General features: G+C 37.5%; 20 protein-coding genes and 1 riboswitch. Of the genes, 5 read left to right on the top strand and 15 right to left on the bottom strand.

The features are described 5' to 3' along the window. Positions 1-73: 73 nt before the first annotated feature. Positions 74-175: riboswitch (purine riboswitch) on the bottom strand. A gap of 35 nt (positions 176-210) precedes the next feature. The 11 genes from ACIQZA_RS23010 to ACIQZA_RS22960 all read right to left on the bottom strand — a co-directional run bounded on the left by ACIQZA_RS23010 (position 211) and on the right by ACIQZA_RS22960 (position 12702). Then, the gene (locus tag ACIQZA_RS23010; protein WP_402884152.1) at positions 211-2397 is read right to left on the bottom strand and encodes a transglutaminase TgpA family protein; all 2187 of its coding nucleotides are present in this window, start codon (positions 2395-2397) and stop codon (positions 211-213) included. Then, the gene (locus ACIQZA_RS23005) at positions 2394-3575 is read right to left on the bottom strand and encodes a DUF58 domain-containing protein (protein WP_402884151.1); all 1182 of its coding nucleotides are present in this window, start codon (positions 3573-3575) and stop codon (positions 2394-2396) included. Before ACIQZA_RS23005 ends, ACIQZA_RS23010 begins: the two co-directional genes overlap by 4 nt. Next, entirely contained in the window at positions 3572-4516 is a 945-nt protein-coding gene (locus ACIQZA_RS23000; protein WP_402884149.1) for an AAA family ATPase, read from the bottom strand. The genes ACIQZA_RS23005 and ACIQZA_RS23000 overlap by 4 nt, the downstream gene beginning before the upstream one ends. 239 nt (positions 4517-4755) lie before the next feature. Next, on the bottom strand, positions 4756-5436 hold the full coding sequence (locus ACIQZA_RS22995) for an ABC transporter ATP-binding protein (protein WP_402884147.1): 681 nt from the start codon (positions 5434-5436) through the stop codon (positions 4756-4758). 227 nt (positions 5437-5663) lie between these two features. Continuing rightward, on the bottom strand, positions 5664-6476 hold the full coding sequence (locus tag ACIQZA_RS22990) for an ABC transporter permease (protein WP_255505275.1): 813 nt from the start codon (positions 6474-6476) through the stop codon (positions 5664-5666). Beyond that, the gene (locus tag ACIQZA_RS22985) at positions 6476-6928 is read right to left on the bottom strand and encodes a nitrous oxide reductase accessory protein NosL (protein ID WP_400940946.1); all 453 of its coding nucleotides are present in this window, start codon (positions 6926-6928) and stop codon (positions 6476-6478) included. Before ACIQZA_RS22985 ends, ACIQZA_RS22990 begins: the two co-directional genes overlap by 1 nt. After that, on the bottom strand, positions 6925-8196 hold the full coding sequence (locus tag ACIQZA_RS22980) for a right-handed parallel beta-helix repeat-containing protein (RefSeq protein ID WP_402884164.1): 1272 nt from the start codon (positions 8194-8196) through the stop codon (positions 6925-6927). Before ACIQZA_RS22980 ends, ACIQZA_RS22985 begins: the two co-directional genes overlap by 4 nt. A 60-nt stretch (positions 8197-8256) precedes the next feature. Then, positions 8257-8898, bottom strand: coding sequence for a nitrous oxide reductase accessory protein NosL (locus tag ACIQZA_RS22975; protein WP_400940943.1), 642 nt, complete (start codon positions 8896-8898; stop codon positions 8257-8259). Between the two features lie 515 nt (positions 8899-9413). Next, positions 9414-9734, bottom strand: a complete 321-nt coding sequence (locus ACIQZA_RS22970; protein ID WP_402884144.1) for an NAD synthetase — start codon at positions 9732-9734, stop codon at positions 9414-9416. A gap of 660 nt (positions 9735-10394) precedes the next feature. Next, positions 10395-11219, bottom strand: coding sequence for an ammonia-dependent NAD(+) synthetase (gene nadE, locus ACIQZA_RS22965; protein WP_402884143.1), 825 nt, complete (start codon positions 11217-11219; stop codon positions 10395-10397). Positions 11220-11241: 22 nt separating this feature from the next. Continuing rightward, a complete protein-coding gene (locus ACIQZA_RS22960; RefSeq protein WP_142510332.1) occupies positions 11242-12702 on the bottom strand; it encodes a nicotinate phosphoribosyltransferase in 1461 nt (486 codons plus the stop codon). Between the two features lie 312 nt (positions 12703-13014). On the opposite strand from ACIQZA_RS22960, the gene ACIQZA_RS22955 reads away from it, so the two are divergent. Both ACIQZA_RS22955 and ACIQZA_RS22950 read left to right on the top strand, forming a co-directional pair. Continuing rightward, positions 13015-13356, top strand: coding sequence for a P-II family nitrogen regulator (locus tag ACIQZA_RS22955; protein WP_142510350.1), 342 nt, complete (start codon positions 13015-13017; stop codon positions 13354-13356). Between the two features lie 13 nt (positions 13357-13369). Beyond that, positions 13370-14665, top strand: a complete 1296-nt coding sequence (locus ACIQZA_RS22950; RefSeq protein ID WP_402884141.1) for an ammonium transporter — start codon at positions 13370-13372, stop codon at positions 14663-14665. Between the two features lie 94 nt (positions 14666-14759). Here the strand turns inward: ACIQZA_RS22950 and ACIQZA_RS22945 are convergent, their stop codons facing one another. Next, the gene (locus tag ACIQZA_RS22945) at positions 14760-15260 is read right to left on the bottom strand and encodes a methylated-DNA--[protein]-cysteine S-methyltransferase (protein ID WP_400940934.1); all 501 of its coding nucleotides are present in this window, start codon (positions 15258-15260) and stop codon (positions 14760-14762) included. 110 nt (positions 15261-15370) lie between these two features. Here ACIQZA_RS22945 and ACIQZA_RS22940 point away from each other — a divergent pair, with 110 nt between their 5' ends. The 3 genes from ACIQZA_RS22940 (at position 15371) to ACIQZA_RS22930 (ending at position 17906) form a co-directional block, all read left to right on the top strand. Then, positions 15371-16102 (top strand): ABC transporter ATP-binding protein, encoded by a 732-nt coding sequence (locus ACIQZA_RS22940; RefSeq protein WP_400940933.1) that lies wholly within the window; start codon positions 15371-15373, stop codon positions 16100-16102. Continuing rightward, positions 16099-16851: an ABC transporter permease gene (locus ACIQZA_RS22935; protein WP_400940930.1), complete on the top strand. Its 753-nt coding sequence runs from the start codon at positions 16099-16101 to the stop codon at positions 16849-16851. The genes ACIQZA_RS22940 and ACIQZA_RS22935 overlap by 4 nt, the downstream gene beginning before the upstream one ends. An 80-nt stretch (positions 16852-16931) precedes the next feature. Further along, a complete protein-coding gene (locus tag ACIQZA_RS22930; protein ID WP_142510327.1) occupies positions 16932-17906 on the top strand; it encodes a proline dehydrogenase family protein in 975 nt (324 codons plus the stop codon). Between the two features lie 236 nt (positions 17907-18142). Here ACIQZA_RS22930 and ACIQZA_RS22925 read toward each other — a convergent pair whose 3' ends face one another. The 3 genes from ACIQZA_RS22925 to ACIQZA_RS22915 all read right to left on the bottom strand — a co-directional run bounded on the left by ACIQZA_RS22925 (position 18143) and on the right by ACIQZA_RS22915 (position 20630). Further along, on the bottom strand, positions 18143-18685 hold the full coding sequence (locus ACIQZA_RS22925) for a methyltransferase (RefSeq protein WP_400940925.1): 543 nt from the start codon (positions 18683-18685) through the stop codon (positions 18143-18145). Positions 18686-18856: 171 nt separating this feature from the next. Further along, on the bottom strand, positions 18857-19468 hold the full coding sequence (locus tag ACIQZA_RS22920) for a response regulator (protein ID WP_400940923.1): 612 nt from the start codon (positions 19466-19468) through the stop codon (positions 18857-18859). 16 nt (positions 19469-19484) lie between these two features. Beyond that, the gene (locus tag ACIQZA_RS22915) at positions 19485-20630 is read right to left on the bottom strand and encodes a sensor histidine kinase (protein ID WP_427495703.1); all 1146 of its coding nucleotides are present in this window, start codon (positions 20628-20630) and stop codon (positions 19485-19487) included. Positions 20631-20854: the final 224 nt, after the last annotated feature.

Here is a 20854-nt window from a genome sequence, read left to right as displayed (position 1 = left end):
TCATAAGCTCTAATTTATAAAGGCGAATGCGTAGCAAAGAAAAGTGATTTACTAATTACTAACCTTCTCACCTAACCAAAACATTCACCTTCATAGAGAAATCATTTACGGTGATTTCGTAGAAACATCCGAACCTTATTATCGAACTTATATGAAAGCAATCCTCATCATATATAATTTTTTTCATTTTACTCTTTGTACCCATCAAAATCAACTGATAGTGCGATTGATTAAATTTTCCCAACTTTCTTTCAGTTCCATAAAATCAACCTCTTGTTTATCCTTACCATAAATATGTTGTTCATATACAGCAGTTAGTTTTTGCATCTCTTCTGTCTCTAGCGACTCATCTACTCTTGTAGCAAATGCACGTAATGTTTCGCCATCTTTCCGGCGTAATCCAATACGAGATAATTGCTTCGTTAAAACATGATATGAAGCATCAAAATTTGTCCAGTCCGCTTCTTTTTTACGAAATGCTCGTACTTGCATTTTAGGTATCCACGTTTTACGTTGCATAAACAAAGCAATGCTTGCGATGACCATCAAAATGCCTAGAGCAATCCATACATAAGTAAGCTTTTTCATCCACGTCCAAACAGAATCAAAACTAAACGACGTTGAGCTAGATGTTTCTTTCTTCGGCTCTTGTTCTTTCTTCTTTGGTTGCTCTTGTTTTTTTTCTGGCTGCAGTACTTGCTCCTGCTGAGGAGTGTCTTGCTCCATATCATAATTGATATTCATATTTCTAGAAAATCCAATTGTCGGTTCAAACTCCATCCAGCCTGTTCCAGGTACATATGCTTCGACCCATGAGTGTGCATTATCATTTGTAATTTGATACTCCTGTAAACCATCTGTTATTCGACCAGGCTTGCCCGGTGCGAAGCCTTTTACCCAACGTGCGGGTATCCCCGCTGAACGTAGGAGGACCACCATTGATGTTGAGAAATTATCACAGTAGCCAACTTTAGTATCAAATAAAAACTGATCAACATAATCTTGTCCCTCAGCCGGAATTGCTACTTCTTTTTTATCGTATCTAAAGCCGTGAGATGAAAAATAACTTTCAACTGCTTTTATTTGATCATATACTGAAGCCTTATCGTGTGTGATTTCTTTCGCTAAATTCACTACACGTGGCGGAACTGTATTTGGCAATTGTAAAAAACGATTAAAGGAAGGATCTAATGTTTCTAACGTAGATGTTTTAGACATTTGAAGCTGCTTCATGCTATATTCTGGCTCACTATAAGAAATCTTATAGTTAGACAATAATTTTGATTCACCATTCTGTTGTTCTATTGCTATTTTTTCAGTGCGTTCATCCTGAATAAACAGCGGTGAATCTTGGGCAGAAACAGATATCATACCATACGTTTGCAATAAAAATGGCATTGGAGTAGCAATGTCTATTTGAATTTGACGTTCTTTTTCTAAAGATCCAACTTGTAACGAAGTTTGAATAGGGGTATTTGTTTGGTAAACATTTTTGCCAAAGTTCCCCTTCGAAAGAATCCAACCCTTCGAAGTATAAGTGTCCTTTGTATCTATACGCCAATAATGACGATCACGAGAAGTTGCCGTAAAAATTAGCGTATTATCACCTTGAAACGGTCCTCCTAATCGGCTATCATCCTCGCTGTAACCAACTGTTTTTGCACCTGTTCCAAAGCCCCCTTGCCCTGCAACTCCTTTAATAAAAGGCACTGGATCAGCCCATGTTGGTCCTGTCTTAGGTAAAAAGAATGCCACTGAACTAACGAGCATTACCGAAACGATCATTGGAATAACCAGTTTCCACTTTCCTATTACATTGCTCGGTGCATCTGTTTGAAGCCATAAGCTTTTAACAAAAAGCAAACCTGTCATTATTAATCCAAGCACAAGTACTTTAACAATCGCTACCTTTCCATCATAGTCACTAAACGTATCTAGTGTGGCAATAAAGAATACAGTTAACGCGAAGAAATAGAATATATTTTTCCGCACAGTTATCCAGTGATGAATTAGGTATATTAACATCCAAATAAGCGCAAGGAATAGCACCGTTCTAAATGAATCCGAAACTTGTCCAAAATCGCCCGAAAGAATGGTCGTCATATTCCATTTCCACTCATGTATTAAAAATGGTATTGTCTGTCCTGAAAAAAAGGGACTTTCACTATAAACAAACACTATAAACCAAGTAATATAACCAAATTTCATTAATCCCGTCAATATTGGATGTACTTGAAATAAGCTGAGTATCAATGCTAGACCGATAAACACTAAAAACAAATGAACCAAGCCTGTATTCGTCAGCTGCATCACAGGAATAAGCCATTCACGTAAAATTAGAAAAATTATTACGTATGCTATTGCTAATTCTATAAAATTTCCTAGTGATTTTTTCACGGCTTCATCACCTCCGTGAACAGATGGTAATAATCTGTTGGATTTACATGTACAACATGAATTTGTCTATAACGCTTCGCCAACTCTGTTTGCATAGGTGGTTGCTCCGCTACTACAAAACAAATACAGCTTTTCACCATATTGGCTAAAGAATGAAGTAATTCATCTGATACTTCACTCGTAACATACAGTAATGTTGCAATACGCTTAAACACTTGCTGATCTCGTAATTGAAATTTGACCGTTTCAGCAGGTTTTATAGCAGCTAAATGATGCATTACTTGATCTAGCTGCTTATTACCTTGGATAATCGGAAACACCTTCGTGTTCGAACCGGCTGAAATAAATGAGATATCTCCACGTTCTCCGACAATTGTTTGTAGCATCGAAGCTACAAGCTCAATTTTTTCTTCAAATAACGGAGATTGTCCAGCATGGAGTACCAACATTAACTCCTGCGATTGACGATCTTCAAATTCCTTAGATTGCAATGTTTGTGTTTTCGCAAATGATTTCCAGTGAATCCACGAAAAACGATCACCTGGAACATACTCACGTAAGCCAACAGCCATAGATGTATCCTTAACAATTGAATAAGGTGACATCATTGTACCAACATCAAATTTTGTTTGAAGCGAGGCATATCTCATCTCGCGTACTCTCGGGTAAACTAAAATGACTTGTTCCTTTTCTGCCGTAACTCGCTTTTTTGCCCAGCCAAAAAAATCACAGAAAACAATAGTAACACCTAAGTAACGATGCTCGCCACGGGACATATTTTCCAACACGTAATCCCAGCTAAATTTTTTCCTGAAGCCAACGAACTTAATGCTATTCGTTCCTTGCACCCTCGATTGAACAAGGGCTTCACTGTTCACAAGTTCCTCCATCATCATATAAGCAAACGGAAAGCGTGTTTTTCGTTCCACGGTAATTGTAACCTTAGCAGATTGTCCACTCTCTACATGGGAAGGCTCAATTTTGCGTTCCACTAGTAAAATATCTTCTTTCACCAGTAAAAAAATAAATGCGTATAACAAAAACGGACTAACTGAAAAAAACACAAACCAGCTGACAAACCCACCTTGGAACATGGCATAACAAAACGTTATGATCATTAACAAAGATACTAATAAGAAATGTTTACTTTTCTCTATTAAAGCTCGCCATTTCTTCATTGCTCTGCAAACCTCTTTGTCGGCACAGGTGTTTTCGCAATAATTCGCTCAATAATTTCCTCTGCCGTAACGTTATCGTAACGAGCATCTGGTTTTAATACTAGACGATGGCTAAAAACAAATGGTACTAAATATTGAACATCATCAGGAGTAACATAGCTACGCCCTTTTATAAATGCATAAGCTTGTGAAGCTTTCATTAAAGCAATCGTTGCGCGAGGACTTACGCCTAAATATACATAGCTATTTTCCCTTGTTTGAGTCGCTAGTTCGACCATATAGTTTTTGACCGAATCTTCAACATACACACCCTGTACGAGCTCCTGCAATTCATTTAATTGCGCAACTGTTAGCACCGCTTCAATTTTTTCAATTGGTTTACCATGTTCAGCACGACGGAGAATTTCCACTTCATGTCCTCTTGAAGGATAGCCCATTTTTATTTTTAGTAAGAAACGGTCTAGCTGTGCTTCTGGTAACGGATATGTTCCTTCATGCTCAATTGGATTTTGAGTGGCCATAACGAAAAATGGTTGATTGATTGTTAAGGTTTTACCATCAATCGTGACAGATGCTTCCTCCATCCCCTCAAGTAAAGCAGATTGTGTTTTAGGAGACGTACGGTTAATTTCATCAGCTAAAATGACATCTCCCATAATCGGACCAGGTCGAAACTCAAACTCCAACGTTTTTGGATTATAAATAGATACTCCTACAACATCAGACGGTAATAAATCAGGTGTAAATTGAATCCTTTTAAACTGTGCATCAAAGGATTTTGCCAGTGCTCGCACCATCATCGTTTTACCAACACCTGGTACGTCCTCAAGCAAGACATGCCCTCTTGCCAGTAATGCTACTATGCTGAGCTCTGCAACCTCTCTTTTGCCTATCATTACTTTTTCTATATTTTCTAATACATCTTGTATTTGTGAATTCATAAATCAAAAACCTCCTATTTCATTTTCAGCAATTGTTCGAATTGCATGACAACTTATTTAAGAATAACGAAATATGTTTAGTAACACAATTAGTATGAAACACACATCTATTGCTCCATCACTATAGCTTGAGCACATAGCGGGAAAACTAATAATACTTCAGCATGAAAAAGAAGGCTTGTCTGAATACAATTCAAACAAACCTATCTTTTAGTATAACGTTATTACCTATCAAAATGTTACAGATTTAATTTTTTTAACCATAAATTCTCTAACGAAGATGAATTTTCTTGTAAAAATATTTCTTGTAGATCACCGGAAATAAGTATGTTTCCTTCATGTAAAACTAACACATCGTCCGCTATTTCCTCCGCAAAAGCAAGCAAATGCGTAGAAAAAATTACAGTACAGCCCTTTGCTTTTTCCTCTAGCATCATTTTTTTCAACTCCGCAATCCAAAAAGGATCAAGACCATTCGTAGGCTCATCTAAAATAAGCAAAGAACCGTCACCAAGTAAACTTTGAGCGAGATTAAGCCGTTGACGCATCCCCTTTGAGAAATGCTTCACTTTTTGCTTTCGAACATCCCATAAAGCTACGCGTCTCAGTACATCTTCCTGTTCCTTTTTGCCAATTTTCTTTAAAGAGGCAAGTAGTTGCAAAATTTCTGCAGCTGTTAACATAGACGGAAAGTCCACATCGTCAGGCATATATCGAATAGCTTGTGGTTTATGCCATATTATTTCTCCTGATTTTTGCTTTTCTTGCCCAGTTAGCAGGCGAATTAAAGTACTCTTTCCAGCACCATTTCCTCCTACAAGCGCTAAAATACGCCCATCCTGTAAAGAAAAGGAGGCTTCATGAAGACCTCTATTATTATCATAGATATTCGATAACTTCTTTGTTTCTAAAAGCACCATCTTCTTTCCCCTTTCTATCAATTATGCCTCGGCATAATTGCGTCCTGAATCGGCTTTGTGCTTAGGCCTGCATGAGGGCCAACACGATGTCGGTCATTTCGGTAATGCCACAGGACGTGGCGTTTTTACCGATGCAGGTCAGTTAGCCGTTATCGCATGGATGCGATGATTTTAGGCTAACATCCTTTAAGAACTTCTTCCCGATTCTGTGACATCCGCCGGAGGCTTTATCTTCTTTCACTGAAAGAAGATAAAAGTAAGTTAGTGTAAACTAATGGACATACTATCCAAAGCAATGTCACAGCTACGTATACTACGTAACCTAGTGGTGACGAATAAAACTGCGTTACGTTATAAAATGCTGGTCCAAGCACACTAGCCTGATCTGTAAAAATAAAGTAACCAAAGCGCAGCCACTCCACAGGATTAATATGTATCGCTATAATCGTCAGTTTTTGAAGAATATGCCCCGCCACGATCGTTCCAATAGCCATTAAAGCGTAAGAGATTAGCAATAAAAAAGTGGACCAAAATACAAGTGATAACGACAGTGCAAATAATCTTGTTTTTGCAAAAGCTCCCACAGCAATAGCCAATGACACAAAAATGAAGATACATAGCAAAGTTAGAATAATGAAAATAAATGGCAAACGTACTCCGCCAAGAAATCCACCAAGCGCTAAAATTACGCCAAACGCCACGACAATGACTAATAAAAAGGCAAGCACAGAGGCAATATACTTTCCTGCAATATATTGCGGACGTGTCATCGGATATGTCTTTAATAACGAAAACCAGCCTGATTCCACATCACCAGCGATGCTCATACTACCAATCGTTAAAATAAACAGAGGCAATAAAAACAACAATACATTTAAAAACGAAGCTGTCTGTCTTGTAAAACCCTCTACATCTGGTAATGCCATTTGCTGTATGACAATGATAGCTGTAAAAACGAATGTGAAAAGTATGCCTACAAGTTGCATCCAACGACTTCTGAGCATTTGCTTTAATTCTAGTTTAATAAGCATACTGTACATCACTTATGGATCCCCCATTTAAAATCGTGTAAATCCTTATAAGCAAGCAGCTGACCTTCTCCCTCTGTAGTCATCCACTCCTGTGCCGCTTCCTTCGAATCGAGCGCAACTACCCCATAATTCATCGGAGTCCAATAATCCTTGTTGTATACATAAACAGCGTTAAAAACATCAATCCATTCATTTTTTGCTGCATCTTTAATAAAGGCTGCTCCAATCTCACCTTCCCCATTCGCTTCGATATATTCCATTAGACAGCCAATATCATCAAAAATTTCATAATCACCATTCTTCAACGCAATCTGACCAGCATATGCATTGTGAACTATACTCATATTGCAAATTTTACAAACATCGGTTTCACTAACTATTTCACGAGGCTCATATGTTTTTTCACTACAGCCCATCAAAACACCACAACATAGCATTACAATCATCATCCATTTTTTCATTCTGTTATTCCTCTTTTCCATAGCCATAAACTACTTAATGTCAAGAATAATCCTACTAGCATTTGCACCACATTCATCTTGGTCTTCTCGTTCACATGCTTCGTCGCCAATTTGGGCGTATTATCAACAAGCATATTCTCTTCAGTTTTATTAATTTGCTGATCCAGCGATGTCAATAAAATGACGCTCGGAGATGCCACGAAATATTGGTAAACAGGCTGGCGTATCATCCATTGACCAAAGCTCGACACAGCCACATATGGAATATCACCGATACCATTGTCTTTTAAATCAATCCCTGAGTAATCATCATAATAATTACTTACTAGTTGAAAGCCTTGCTTATCGGAGCGAGCAGTTAAAATGTTACCTGTAAAGTTATTACTACTAGCCGTTGTGTCGTCACTTACCTTTGTACCTTCAATGGCTGTTTGGTTCATCTGAAAATCATTTGTTTCAATTTGGATATTTGAACTTTTCTGCATTGCCACACCAGTTCGGTTATTTTTAATCGTGTTATGTTTAATTTCGGCCTGTTGCACATCATACAGCAACATACCGTAGCCATTAAAATCAAAATGATTAGCTACTATATTATTCTCCAGGAATATGTCTGTCGTCATCATAATCATAAGGCCAGTCACATTCTGAGCATATGTATTGAAAAGTGCTTCAGCATCAGTTGTATACATAAAGTGTGTACCGTAACGACTACTCGTTACATTATTATGTTGAACAACAATATGCTTGACCTCTTCTACATATATTCCATCCTGCACTTGCTCAACAGTATTGCCTTCGATAGTGATGTCCTCACTCTTAAAAACAGCCACCCCATTACCTTTTTTGGAATAATGACCTTCAATACCAGTCACATTGATATTTTGTATACGTATATTTTTTGAGCGCTGTATATGGACACCTGTATGAACATCTTTAATTTGTAACTTTCGTAGCTCCAGTCCATCTACAGTACTAGCTACGATCGCTTTATTTTTCCCTGATAACTTTATATTTTCCACAGTGACATTAGTAGTGTTTTCAATTCGGAGTGAGGGATTGTCTCTTTCACCGATAAGTTCCGTTCCCTCTTCACCTTGTAGCGTTATCGGTTTTGTCACAATAAAATTACCTTGGTAACGACCAGCAGGAATATGAACGACTTCCCCAGGCTTTGCTATATTAATGGCCTCCTGTACATTAAAATCGGCGTGCACTGTCTGACTCATAAATAGAAAAAATAATAAGGCAAACCCTATTTTTTTCACCAATCCGCACCTCCCAGTTCAGCACGAAAAGACTAGAGGATTTCCCCCTAGTCCATTCGATTAATGACTATGACCATCATGATTCTTTTCTTCCATATGCATAGAATCAGATTCACCTTTTGCTTCTTTTTCAGCTTTTTCTTTCATTTTCTTTTTACGACGCTCTAACGCATCATCTTTAATTTTTTGTAATTCCTCTACATGTGCAGTTGGATTATCAGCAATATATTTGTCTGCATCCGCTTTATCTTTGAAATAAATATATCCCCAATTCATCGGAGATTTTAGGTCCGTTTTGACGATCGTTGCATCATCAACCTTTACCCAATCTTTCGTGATATAATCACGTACAAATTTTTCGTTCTTTTCATTATTTGCAACCTCGGCATTTACTAAACAGCCTATGTCATCATAAAAGGCAATTGTTCCATCCTCTTTTATTGCTTGAGTAGAGAATTCCCCCATATCTTCGTCCTTCAAATACACTTTCATATTACACATTTCACACATTGTACCTTCTTTTGGTTCTTGTAAACGTGGATCCACTAAAGAAGCGACTTGTGTAGTTTTATCCTTTGCTTCTGCTTCACTTGTTGTAACATCTTCTTGCTTAGACTCTTCTTTCTTAACTTGATCTTTTTCTGTACCACACGCCGCGAGTAAAAGTAATGTTGCAAGTGCAGGTAACCATATTTTTTTCACAATTGCTTCCCCCAATATTTCGTTTTTTCTGTTTCTATTACATACTTTACAGGTAAATTGTGAAATAAGTTAAAAATCGCTGTGAAGTATTGGAAAAATTACCTTGAATATTCATTGAACATCTTGACTTCAAATATTTTGAATAAAAAATATATACTTTCTATTTTTTATAACGCTATTCGGCAAAACAAGGGGTTGATTTCCGTTCCGGCTGGGCGCTTTCCTGGGGGCGTCCGATGAGCCGCTGATCCCCAGGAGTCGCCCAGCCTCCACTCCAATCAACCGCTTCACCAAGCATGTATCTTCTAGCATGCCATTCTAATTTAAACCGAACCTCGCAATGTATCTGTGCGAAAGCATAGCAACAGAAACAAATGATTTCTTGGTCTACAGAAAAGTGAGTAGCCTGGAACAATTCAAGGTCCTTCACAGTTCTTAAGATTTTATTGGCACCATTTGGGTTTTCAACACAAAAAACTCCCTACATCCTGAATGGAGTAGAGAGTTTGAGTATGTTATATAGACGAGCGGTAACTATTGAGAAGCTTCTTTTGCTTGCTGACAAGACTTAGCTTAACGGCAGTTTCATTTAATTCACTGCGTATTTGTAAATTGTACGCACTGTCCACATAACTAGCCGTTATTTTATTAGGACGTTGCTGCTGAATTTGTCTAGTCTTACTAATATGCTTTTTATCTTTATTCTTTTGCAGACTATTTTTAAACTGTTGTTTCCGGTTTTGTCCGAAATTATGACTTAAATCCCCAGCATGTAAATACTGTTGTTCGTTGCGAAATATACTACTAGTCGTCGAACTTACTCTAGAAGTCCTCATATATAATTACCCTCCTTTACTTTTTATCAACTTTGTAGGTATATATATCGACATTATATGCTCGAACTTAATAATACAGAACCAAATTAATCAATTATGCCTTGGCATAATTGCGTCCGGAATCGGCTTTGCGCTTGCACAAAGCACTCCATTTCGATTCCGTGACATCCGCCGGAGGCTTTAACTTCTTTCAGCATATGGGACACCCGTTGAAAAGTGACTTAAACTCTCATTCATATCACCACCTATAAAGGTTGGAGGCTTTTGCTGAAAGAAGTTAAAAAAGAGAGAAAAGAGCTATAAGAAAAAGTGTTTCTCACTATTTCTTATAACTCTTTTCCCAAATATTTATTTATTAATAACCAAAAATTAGAAATCATATTTATTAAAACGTATTCCATTATATAGGCTGATTGGAGTGGAGGCTGGGCGACTCCTTGGGGATTAGCAATAAAGGAACGAAGGCTAAAAGCATCACGTCCTGTGATAACGCCTTCGTGACCAACATCGTGTTGGCCCGAGACCCTGGAGCGAGCAACGCGAGTGAAGCGGCTCATCGGACGTCCCCAGGAAGCTCTGCTCTGCGCGAAAGCGAAGCGTCAGCGGCAAAGCGCCCAGCCGGAACGGAAATCAACCCCACGCTATGTTGATAGCTATAAATTACTTCCAAAAATCATCAAATATAGTAATTGGCATATGGCGTTTGTGTTGTGAACGTAAATAATGCCCTTCCAATGTTTTACGAGCATCTTCAGGGATTTCCTTCCCCTCCAAATAATCATCAATTTGGTCATACGTTAAACCAAGAGCTACTTCATCTGGTAATGAAGGACGATCTTCCTCTAAATCTGCAGTTGGTACCTTTAAATATAAGTGCTCCGGGCAATCAAGCGTAGCTAGTAACTGCTTACCCTGACGCTTGTTGAGACGGAAAATTGGCATTAAATCCGCACCACCATCCCCAAATTTTGTGTAAAAACCTGTAATTGCCTCCGCAGCATGATCGGTACCTAACACAACAGCATTATTCATAGCAGCAATAGAATACTGCACCTTCATTCGCTCACGTGCCTTTTCGTTCCCTTTAGCGAAATCGCTTAGTTCAATACCCGCATTCGTTAATGTTCTAACACTTGCATCGACTGCATCTTTAATGTTGACCGTATAAGTCTTCGTAGGTTTTATATAGTCAAGCGCATCCTGACAATCCTTTTCATCCGCTTGCACACCATATGGTAAACGAACAGCCCAAAATGAGTACTTCGCTTCTCCCACCTCGGCATTTAATTCATCGACTGCAAGCTGCGTTAATTTTCCAGTTAACGTGGAGTCTTGACCACCTGATACCCCAAGAACAAATCCCTTTACAAAGCTATAGCGACGCGCATAGTCCTTTAAAAAATTAATGGATTTGCGAATCTCTTCCTGCGCATCAATAGTAGGTAACACACGTAATTCCTTAATGATTTCTTGCTGTAATGTCATTTTGTCCTTCACTCCTTACACTTTACAATCGATTGACCATTTCACTTACTTCTTCAATATTACGCATTTTATTATTCCAGCATTTTTGGCTTAAATCGACTGGGTATTCCTCAGGATTCATGGCACGTTTATATTCATCCCATAACAACTCTAAATTATTAGCTGCATAATCGCGCATTTCTTCCAAAGTAGGATTTTGATAATGTATTGCACCATTTTTAATCACATGTTGATGTAAATTCTTAGCTTCAAAGTTCGTTACAAATTTTGATACGAATGTATGAACAGGGTGGAACATTTTAATTCTTTCCTCTGATTGAGGACTTTCATCTTGCATAGTGATGTAATCTCCCTCTGCCTTGCCATTCTTTCGATCAATAATGCGATATACATGTTTAAGACCTGGCGTCGTTACCTTTTCAGCATTCGCAGAAATTTTAATCGTATCTTCTAATTGCCCATCGTTATTTTCAATAGCGACCATTTTATACACAGCCCCTAAAGCTGGTTGGTCATATGCAGTAATGAGCTTTGTACCAATTCCCCACACATCAACTTTTGCACCTTGAGCCTTTAAGTTTAAGATCGTGTATTCATCTAAGTCATTTGATACGATAATTTTAGCGTTTTGGAATCCTGCCTCATCTAACATACGACGTGCTTCTTTTGACAAGAAAGCTATATCCCCACTGTCTAGTCGAATTCCAATAAAATTAATTTTGTCTCCAAGTTCTTTAGCCACTTGGATCGCTGTTGGCACACCCGATTTTAACGTATTGTAAGTATCTACAAGGAATACGCAATCACGATGACGTTTTGCATAGGAGTGAAATGCATCATAATCATTTTTATAGGCTTGTACAAGTGCATGTGCATGTGTACCCGATACTGGAATATTAAAGAGTTTACCTGCTCGCACATTACTAGTTGAAGCAAAACCACCAATAAACGCCGCACGCGTTCCCCAAATTGCTGCGTCCATCTCCTGAGCGCGTCGTGTACCGAACTCCATCGCTACTTCATTTTTTATAATTTGTTTAATACGACTAGCCTTTGTTGCAATTAAGGTTTGGTAATTCACAATGTTAAGTAATGCAGTTTCAATTAGTTGCGCTTCCACTAAAGGTGCTTCAATGCGGATAATTGGTTCATTAGCGAAAACAGTTTCTCCTTCCACCATAGAGTACATATCCCCTGTAAAGCGGATATTTTTTAAATATTCGATAAAATCCTCTTTATAACCAACCTCTTCACGCAAATATGTTATGTCCGAATCAGTAAAACGAAAATCACGTAAATATTCAAGAATTCTCTCTAATCCCGCAAAAATTGCATAACCATTGCCAAAAGGTAATTTTCTAAAATATAGTTCGAAAACCGCTTTTTTATTATGTATACCATCAGCCCAATAAGATTCTGCCATATTGATTTGGTACAAATCAGTGTGTAGCGCTAAGCTATCATCTGCATAGTTTGATCTCACAAGAAACCCCTTCTTCCGGTTTGATAATTAGTCCTAGTATACACTATATATCCAAATTCTTGCGTATTACATCCTCCAACTATAATGTTAGGTTTCCTTACATTAATAATCAGAAAATTTAGAAACATTCACATTTTAGACACACTTTTTAATACCGCTTTCATTCCCCTTTTAAAAACATTTTCAGCAAACTATTACGAAAGTCGAAATATTACATGTAACAAAACATAACATGAATATTCAAATAATTATTGCGCCATTTTTCATAGCGCCTTAACATGTAAATTAAATTTATTCAAGGAGCTGATATTGATGAAAAAAATAGAAGCAATCATCCGTCCTGAAGTTTTCGGAGCGGTCAGGGACGAACTTGCACAGGAAGGAATTGCAGGGCTCAGTGTTTCAGAAATTGCTGGCTGCGGTCGTCAATTAGGGCGTACAGGATTATTTCGTGGAAATACTTACGAAATTGAATTTTTGCCAAAGTTGAAATTAGAAATGATTGTTGATGATGAAAAAGTAGATCCCATTGTTGAAGTTTTATTACGTAAGGCAGCAACCGGTAAGGTCGGGGATGGTAAAATCTTCATTTATCCAATAGAACAAGCAATTCGTATCCGTACAAAAGAAGTCGGATCAATTGCAGTAGAATAAGGGGGCGATATATATGGATGAAATAACATTATCTATAAATTTAGTTTGGATGATGCTCGGTACAATTTTAGTATTCTTTATGCATGCAGGATTTGCGATGGTTGAAGCGGGCTTTACACGCTCAAAAAACGCAGTCAATATTATTATGAAAAACTTCCTAACGATATCACTTGGTGGCATTGTCTATTTTCTCTGTGGTTACGCTATTATGTTTGGTGATTCAGTTGGCGGTATCTTCGGTACAAGTGGCTTTGCCTTAAATGGTGTAGATGATCTTTCCTTCTTTATTTTCCAAACGATGTTTGCAGCAACGGGAGCAACGATTTTATCTGGAGCAGTAGCAGAACGTACTAATATTTTTGCTTATATTGGTGTCATTATTCTCATGTCGTCACTTGTTTATCCTGTTGTTGGTCACTGGGTTTGGAGTGGTCATGGATGGTTAACAAATCTCGGTTTTATCGACTTCGCTGGATCTACCGTTGTACATTTAACAGGTGCAGTGGCGGCATTTGTAGCTGCGGTAATGGTCGGTCCACGTCTCGGTAAATATGAAAATGGTCGTGTTAACATTATTACAGGACATAGTATTCCATTAGGAGCTTTAGGCGTATTTTTACTTTGGTTTGGCTGGTTTGGCTTCAATGGTGCCTCCACATTAGCTGCTGATCCTAAACTTGTTCCGAGCGTAATAGCAAATACATTTTTCGCTGCTGCTGCTGGAGTTGTGGTTACTGCCCTTTATACGAAATTTCGATATGGTCATATCGATGGCTCACTCACATTAAACGGTGCTTTAGCAGGACTTGTGAGTATTACCGCTGGTGCAGCTAATGTTAGTATTTTTGGTTCACTCATTATCGGATTAATGGCTGCTCCATTATTGGTCGAGAGCGTTCGCTTCATTGAATGGAAGTTAAAAGTCGATGATCCTGTTGGTGCAATCGCTGTCCATGGTATCTGTGGTATTTGGGGTACTCTAGCAGTTGGCTTGTTTGATATTGGTGGTCAAGGATTATTTTATGGAGGAGGTTTCGGCCAATTAGGAGTGCAAGCCATTGGGATTTTTGCTACCCTCGCTTGGGTTAGCGTTTCAGTAGCAGCTGGTTTACTTATTATAAAAGCATTTGTGCCATTACGAGTTTCTGCCGAAGAAGAAGTCACTGGCCTAGATGTCATTGAACACGGTGCTCCTGCTTATGAGTTTCAGGATATTTTCAAAGGCTCTGCAGTGCGGGGAGAAACATTTGCTCATCGTTTAACTCATTTCGGTAAAGCAAATAACAATGTCCAAGAAGACCATGTATAGTATTTAATGAACTTCATCTTCTTAAATACTAAAAAACAAGAATCTGCAATCTCTTCGGCAAACTGTTTCCCAAAAGATTATGCAGATTCTTGTTTTATGCTCTCTCTAGCTCCAATAAAAATTCTTTCATAGCTAGTCCACTACGAAAACCTGTTAGCTTGCCATCTTTTCCAATTACACGATGACAAGGAATAATTGCTAATACCGGGTTGGCACCAATTGCACTGCCTACAGCTCTTACTGCTTTCGGATTTCCGATACGGTGTGCAATATCTGAGTACGTTGTCGTTGTACCATATGGTAGCTCCTTCAAAGCATCCCAAACCGCTAGTTGAAATGGTGTCCCCTTGACATGTACTGGTACATCAAATTCAATGAGCTCTTTATTAAAATAAGCCGTTAATTGCTTAGCATATGGCTGTAACTTTTCTTTATTCTCTTCAAAGCGGTAGCCTTTAAATGGTTTTTTTGCCCAAACTTCTACCTCTTCAAATGGTGCATTCGGAGTTGCTATATATACAAGACCTTCATCTGAAGCAACGATATACATATTACCTTGTGCATATGTTAATGTATCTACATATAATACATCCATTCTCTAACCCCCTTAACTTAATTATTATCCACTGCCTGTAAATAACTTTAGAATCCCTTTGTTTCATGCTACAGTTATTTTACCTATTAGTATAAAGGAGTTTTAACTTTATGAATACTTCATATGAGCCTGCCATTCACTTTCAACAGGTCACCTTTTCATCGAATGACAAGATGATAATAAAATCGATTACTGGTTCATTCCCAAAAGGAAAAATCACTACATTAGTCGGCCCTTCAGGTGCCGGCAAAACAACCCTACTTAAATTGTGCAATGGACTATCATCTCCTACAGATGGTCAAATATTAATTGATAATCAAGACATTTCTACTTACGAGCCGACCGCTTTAAGAAGGTATGTGAGTATGGCTCTTCAAGCAGCCCCAATGATAGAAGGAACCGTATTTGACAATCTTGCACTCCCTCGTTCGTTGCAAGGAGAAAAGCTTACAGAGCAAGAAGCTATCCAATATTTACGAGACGTTGGACTCGATCAAAGCTTTTTACAACGCCCTACGAATAAATTATCAGGTGGACAACGACAAAAAGTCTCTATTGCAAGAACACTTATTAATCAGTCCTCCATTTTATTGCTAGATGAAATCACATCTGCACTAGACCGTCAATCCGTGCAAGAAATTGAGACACTTATTGCTACAATCCATAAAAAGTTTAATGTCACAATCATTTGGATCACTCATAATTTACAGCAAGCGCTGACAATCGGACACTATACTTGGGTCATGATGGACGGAGAACTAATTGAAACAGGAAAAAGTTCCTTACTTAACGCACCTAAAAATCCACGTGTCGCTGAATTTGTACAGGGGGTGAATGTATGACGTATACTTCGCTTTCCTTAACGTTAATTTTTGTTTTAATTCCTCTTCTACTGTCAAAAACCTTAAAGCTAGGACTTGAAAAGGATACACTCATAGCTACTATTCGTTCTATTGTTCAACTACTTGCCGTAGGTTACATTTTAAAATTTGTCTTTGATGCTCAAAGCTATATTTATATTTTCCTTATGGTTACTTTAATGGTTATAGTAGCAACATTAAATGCTCGTAAAAAAGGGAAAGGTATTAAAGGTATTACATGGAAAATAGCACTAACTCTTATTGTAGTAGAATTTGTTACGCAAGGAGTATTGCTAGGTTTTGATATTGTACCTGCAACAGCGCAGTATATTATTCCAATTAGCGGCATGATGATTGGTAATTCAATGGTATTATCGGTTCTATTTTTAAATCGTTTTACATCGGAAATTGCAAGTCATCAGAACGAAATTGAGTTAATTTTGTCGTTAGGCGGCACACCAAAACAGGCAATTCATCAACAGCTAATGAATGCGATAAAAGCCAGTATGATTCCTACAATTGAAAGCCAAAAAACAATTGGTCTAGTTCAATTACCAGGTATGATGAGTGGCCAAATAATTGGCGGAGCAGACCCTATTCAAGCGGTGCAATTCCAACTATTAATCATTTTCGCCCTACTAACAGCAGCGACATTATCAAGTATAATGATAGGTTTTTTAAGCTATCCTGCACTTTTTAATGAGCGCATGCAACTACTTGAAGTGAAATAATTGTTATAGTAAAAACAATATTTATTTTCTAAATTGTGCTATAATATAGAAAAAAAAGAAATGCAGTGAGGAGAATGACCATGTTATTACGCGATTTTTTCATCCATTTATCTGAAAACCAACTATTAAATAGTGCTGCAAAAAAATACGGACTAAAATTAGGAGCACAAAGTGTAGTAGCTGGTACAAATATTGAAGAAACGATTGCGAGCATCAAAGAGCTTAACGCACATAAAATCTCTTGCACAGTAGATAATTTAGGGGAATTTGTTTCAACTGAAGAAGAAGCAACAAAAGCTAAAGAACAAATCCTTGCTGTTATTGAGGCTATTAATGAAAACAGCGTTGATGCACATATTTCGTTAAAGCCATCTCAATTAGGTTTAGATATTGATGTTGATTTTTGCTACGATAATTTATATGAAATTGTAGAAAAAGCAGCAGCATATGATATATTCGTTAACTTTGACATGGAAGACTACGGTCGTTTACAAACATCCTTTGATATGGTTGAAGAGCTATCCAAAACGTTTAATAATGTAGGTACTGTTATCCAATCTTACTTTTACCGCGCTAAGGACGATATCGAAAAATTCAATGATTATCGCCTTCGTATCGTAAAAGGAGCATATAAAGAGCCTGCAGAAGTTGCTTTCCAAGATAAATTAGATATTGATTTAAATTTCATCGAGTTAATCGAATATCATTTACTACACGGTAAATTTACGTCCATCGCAACACATGACCATAATGTTATTGCACACGTAAAACGTTTTGTAGCTGACAATAATATTCCACTTGATAAATTCGAATTCCAAATGCTTTACGGCTTCCGTACAGATATGCAAAAAGAGCTTGCTAAAGAAGGCTATAACTTCTGTGTATATGTACCATTCGGCGAAGATTGGTACGGCTACTTTATGCGCCGTTTAGCGGAGCGTCCTCAAAATCTTAATCTTGTTACTAAACAAGTATTTACGAAAAAAACGAATACAGTCCTTGCTGTAGCAGCAGGTGCATTCGTTCTTGGACGTTTAACAAAACGTAAAAAATAAGGTCCCACATAAAGAAGCCAGAAGCTTAATTGAATAAGCTTCTGGCTTTAGTCTTTCAAGAACGTACTTTCCACAGGCCAACACTTAACCGCTTCCCTCACTCACTGCTTATTTCAGATTGTCAGTTTATTTGTTGTTCCCATAAGAGTAATTTCATTTATTCGAATTCCATTAAAAACGTGTAATAAAAATAATCAGTGAGGGTAATGAAAAGCCCCACTGATTAAAGTTTTATATTATTCAACATGTAAAGCAATGGTTGAAACAATAGCTTCTGCTGCATACTCCCATTTACCATCAATAAGACTACCTAATTTTTGCCCAAGCTCTTGGATCATTTCTAGTGTAATCGGGATATCATTTTTTTGCGCTAATGTAGCGATAAATGGAGCAGATAAACTTGTCCATCCGCCTCGATCAATTTTGATCTCCACTTGTTTTACTTCTCCATTTTCTTTTTCAATGCGGTAGTATAACTGATCATCTGGACGCCAGCTTAAGTGATGGGAGATTTGCCCATTTACAACTGTTAGATGATCCTTTTTCGTAGTAGAAACAGGTTTTATATTAAATTCATGACCTAGTACATCTAGTTTTTTGATTTCAGGTCCAACTAATGCTGCCTGAACAGCTTTATCCATACTACTTTCTAATGGAATAGATGACTCTGTCTCAACTATATCGTTGCTTGCAGCAAAAACGGCTGAAGGATTTGCGCTTGTCACGACAAATGTTGTTGCTAAAAAAGCTATTGAAGTAATTTTCGTGATTTTTCCCATAATTATTTCCATCCTTCCCATTAAAACGTTTTACGTTTACTAAATATTATCATTAGTAGTCAAAATATACAATACCAATTATTCTTTTATAATGACAAAAGGCACTGAATTTAAATTATTCAATGCCTTTTGTCTATTTTTTTTTATTTTTTCTTAGGTCTAAGTGTATTATTACTTATTCCACCCTTTTTCCTTAAAACGGGCAATAGCTTCAATACGATTCCCAACATTTAATTTTTCTAAAATAGTGGAAATGTAGTTACGGACAGTCCCTGCCGATAAAAATAATTCTGCAGCAATTTCTTTTGTCGTCTTTCCCTCTGCAACAAGTGTCAGTACTTGGCTCTCTCGGTCAGTTAAAGGATTTTCACTATCATCCTCATAGACAAAATCAACGAGTTCTGGCGCATATATTCTTTTGCCGTCCATAATTGTACGAATGGCACTGACCAATTCTTCTATCGGACTATCCTTTAGTAAATAGCCACGAACGCTGGATTTTCTTGCACGTTCAAAATAACCTGGCCTTGCAAATGTCGTTAATATAATCACTTTACAATCAGAACCTGTGCTATGCAGTTCCTCGGCAGCATCCAATCCCGTTTTCACTGGCATTTCAATATCCATAATACAAATATCAGGCTGATGCTCTTCAACAAGCGCCAGTGCTTCTTCACCATTTTTTGCTAATCCAACGACCTCCATATCATCCTCCATACTAAGTAATGAACGCAGTGCGCCTAATAGCATACCCTGATCTTCAGCAATTACAATTCGTATCATGTCGCAATCCTCTTTTCTATATGTTCTTCAGATTTTCTTTGACCTTCTGATGCGTAATCGCCACTGGAATCGACACTGTTAATGTAGTGCCTTCTTCACTTTCGATTTTAAAAGAACCGTTTATAAACTCTAACCGTTCTCGCATTCCCTTTAAACCGTTACCCGTTTTCCAAGCTTGCTTTTTAGTGATTCCTTGCCCGTTATCACGAACAACTAAATATACTTCCTTAAAATTTTGATGGAAGGCAATTTCACATTTTGTAGCACCACTATGCTTAACGACATTAGTCACTGCCTCTTTTAAGCACATGGATAATACATTTTCCACAAGTGGTTGAACTTGTAAATTATCTTTATCACCTTCAAATACAAACTCCATTTCAGCAGCCTTTAATATTTGAGAAATACGCATAAGCTCATCCTCAAACCTAGCTGTTCGCATATCCGATACTAATTCACGTACCTCTTTTAATGCGATACTTGCCGTTTGACGAATATCCTTAATCTCTATTAAAGCTTGCTGTGGATCACGTTCAATTAATCTTGAAGCTAAGTCACTTTTTAAACCTATCATCGATAACTTTTGGCCGAGCGTATCATGTAAATCCCGTGCAATACGTTGGCGTTCCTCAAAAACAATTAACTCAGCTATTCGTTCATTAGCAGTCTCAAGCTGTCCCTCTAAATTTTCGCGTTTATTTTTTGCATAAATCGTTAGTGGAAGTAGCACAACCGCTAGAATCGTTAAAACAACAAATGGTAGTTGTGATAAAAATAAGTGTAGCTCAACGAAAAAGCCAACACCTGTAGAGATAACCGTAAAGCCAATATGTAGTCCATACATAATATAGAAGCCAACAGGTTTACGAATATTTCCAATGAAGAATGCTGTGAAAATCGATAAATACACATAGCCATATAATATGGTCATAACGATATTAATGACCATTTCAAAGCTAATCCACATATAAACAAGACCGTTTTTCGAATTCATGGAAAACCGATAGAAAATAAAATATAGCATTAAAAATGTAATACCTACTGATATTTCTATATAAGATGATTTCCTAAAAATGAAGAAAAACGGTAGGAAACAGAAAATAATCCATAAATATACACTGAGCATTGGACTATTCGGAATAATACTGGGCCATTTCCTCATTATAATCTCACGCTCTTTCCTACTTTTCCCTTATTATAACAAGAAAATTAATTTTATGCCTGTACATGGTTATTAATGCATTATCCACATAATAACATTCCCCGTAGTAATGGACTCATTTGCATAACGTGGAGTAATCGCAGATCCCCAAGGAGTCGCCCAGCAGAAACGAAGATCAACTTATATATAAGCTATGTCTTAAAAATGTCATCCTCAACTTTTGG

Source organism: Lysinibacillus sp. NPDC096382, assembly GCF_044762845.1.
Classification (GTDB): Bacteria; Bacillota; Bacilli; order Bacillales_A; family Planococcaceae; genus Lysinibacillus.
This window is presented reverse-complemented; position numbering and strand designations above follow the sequence as displayed.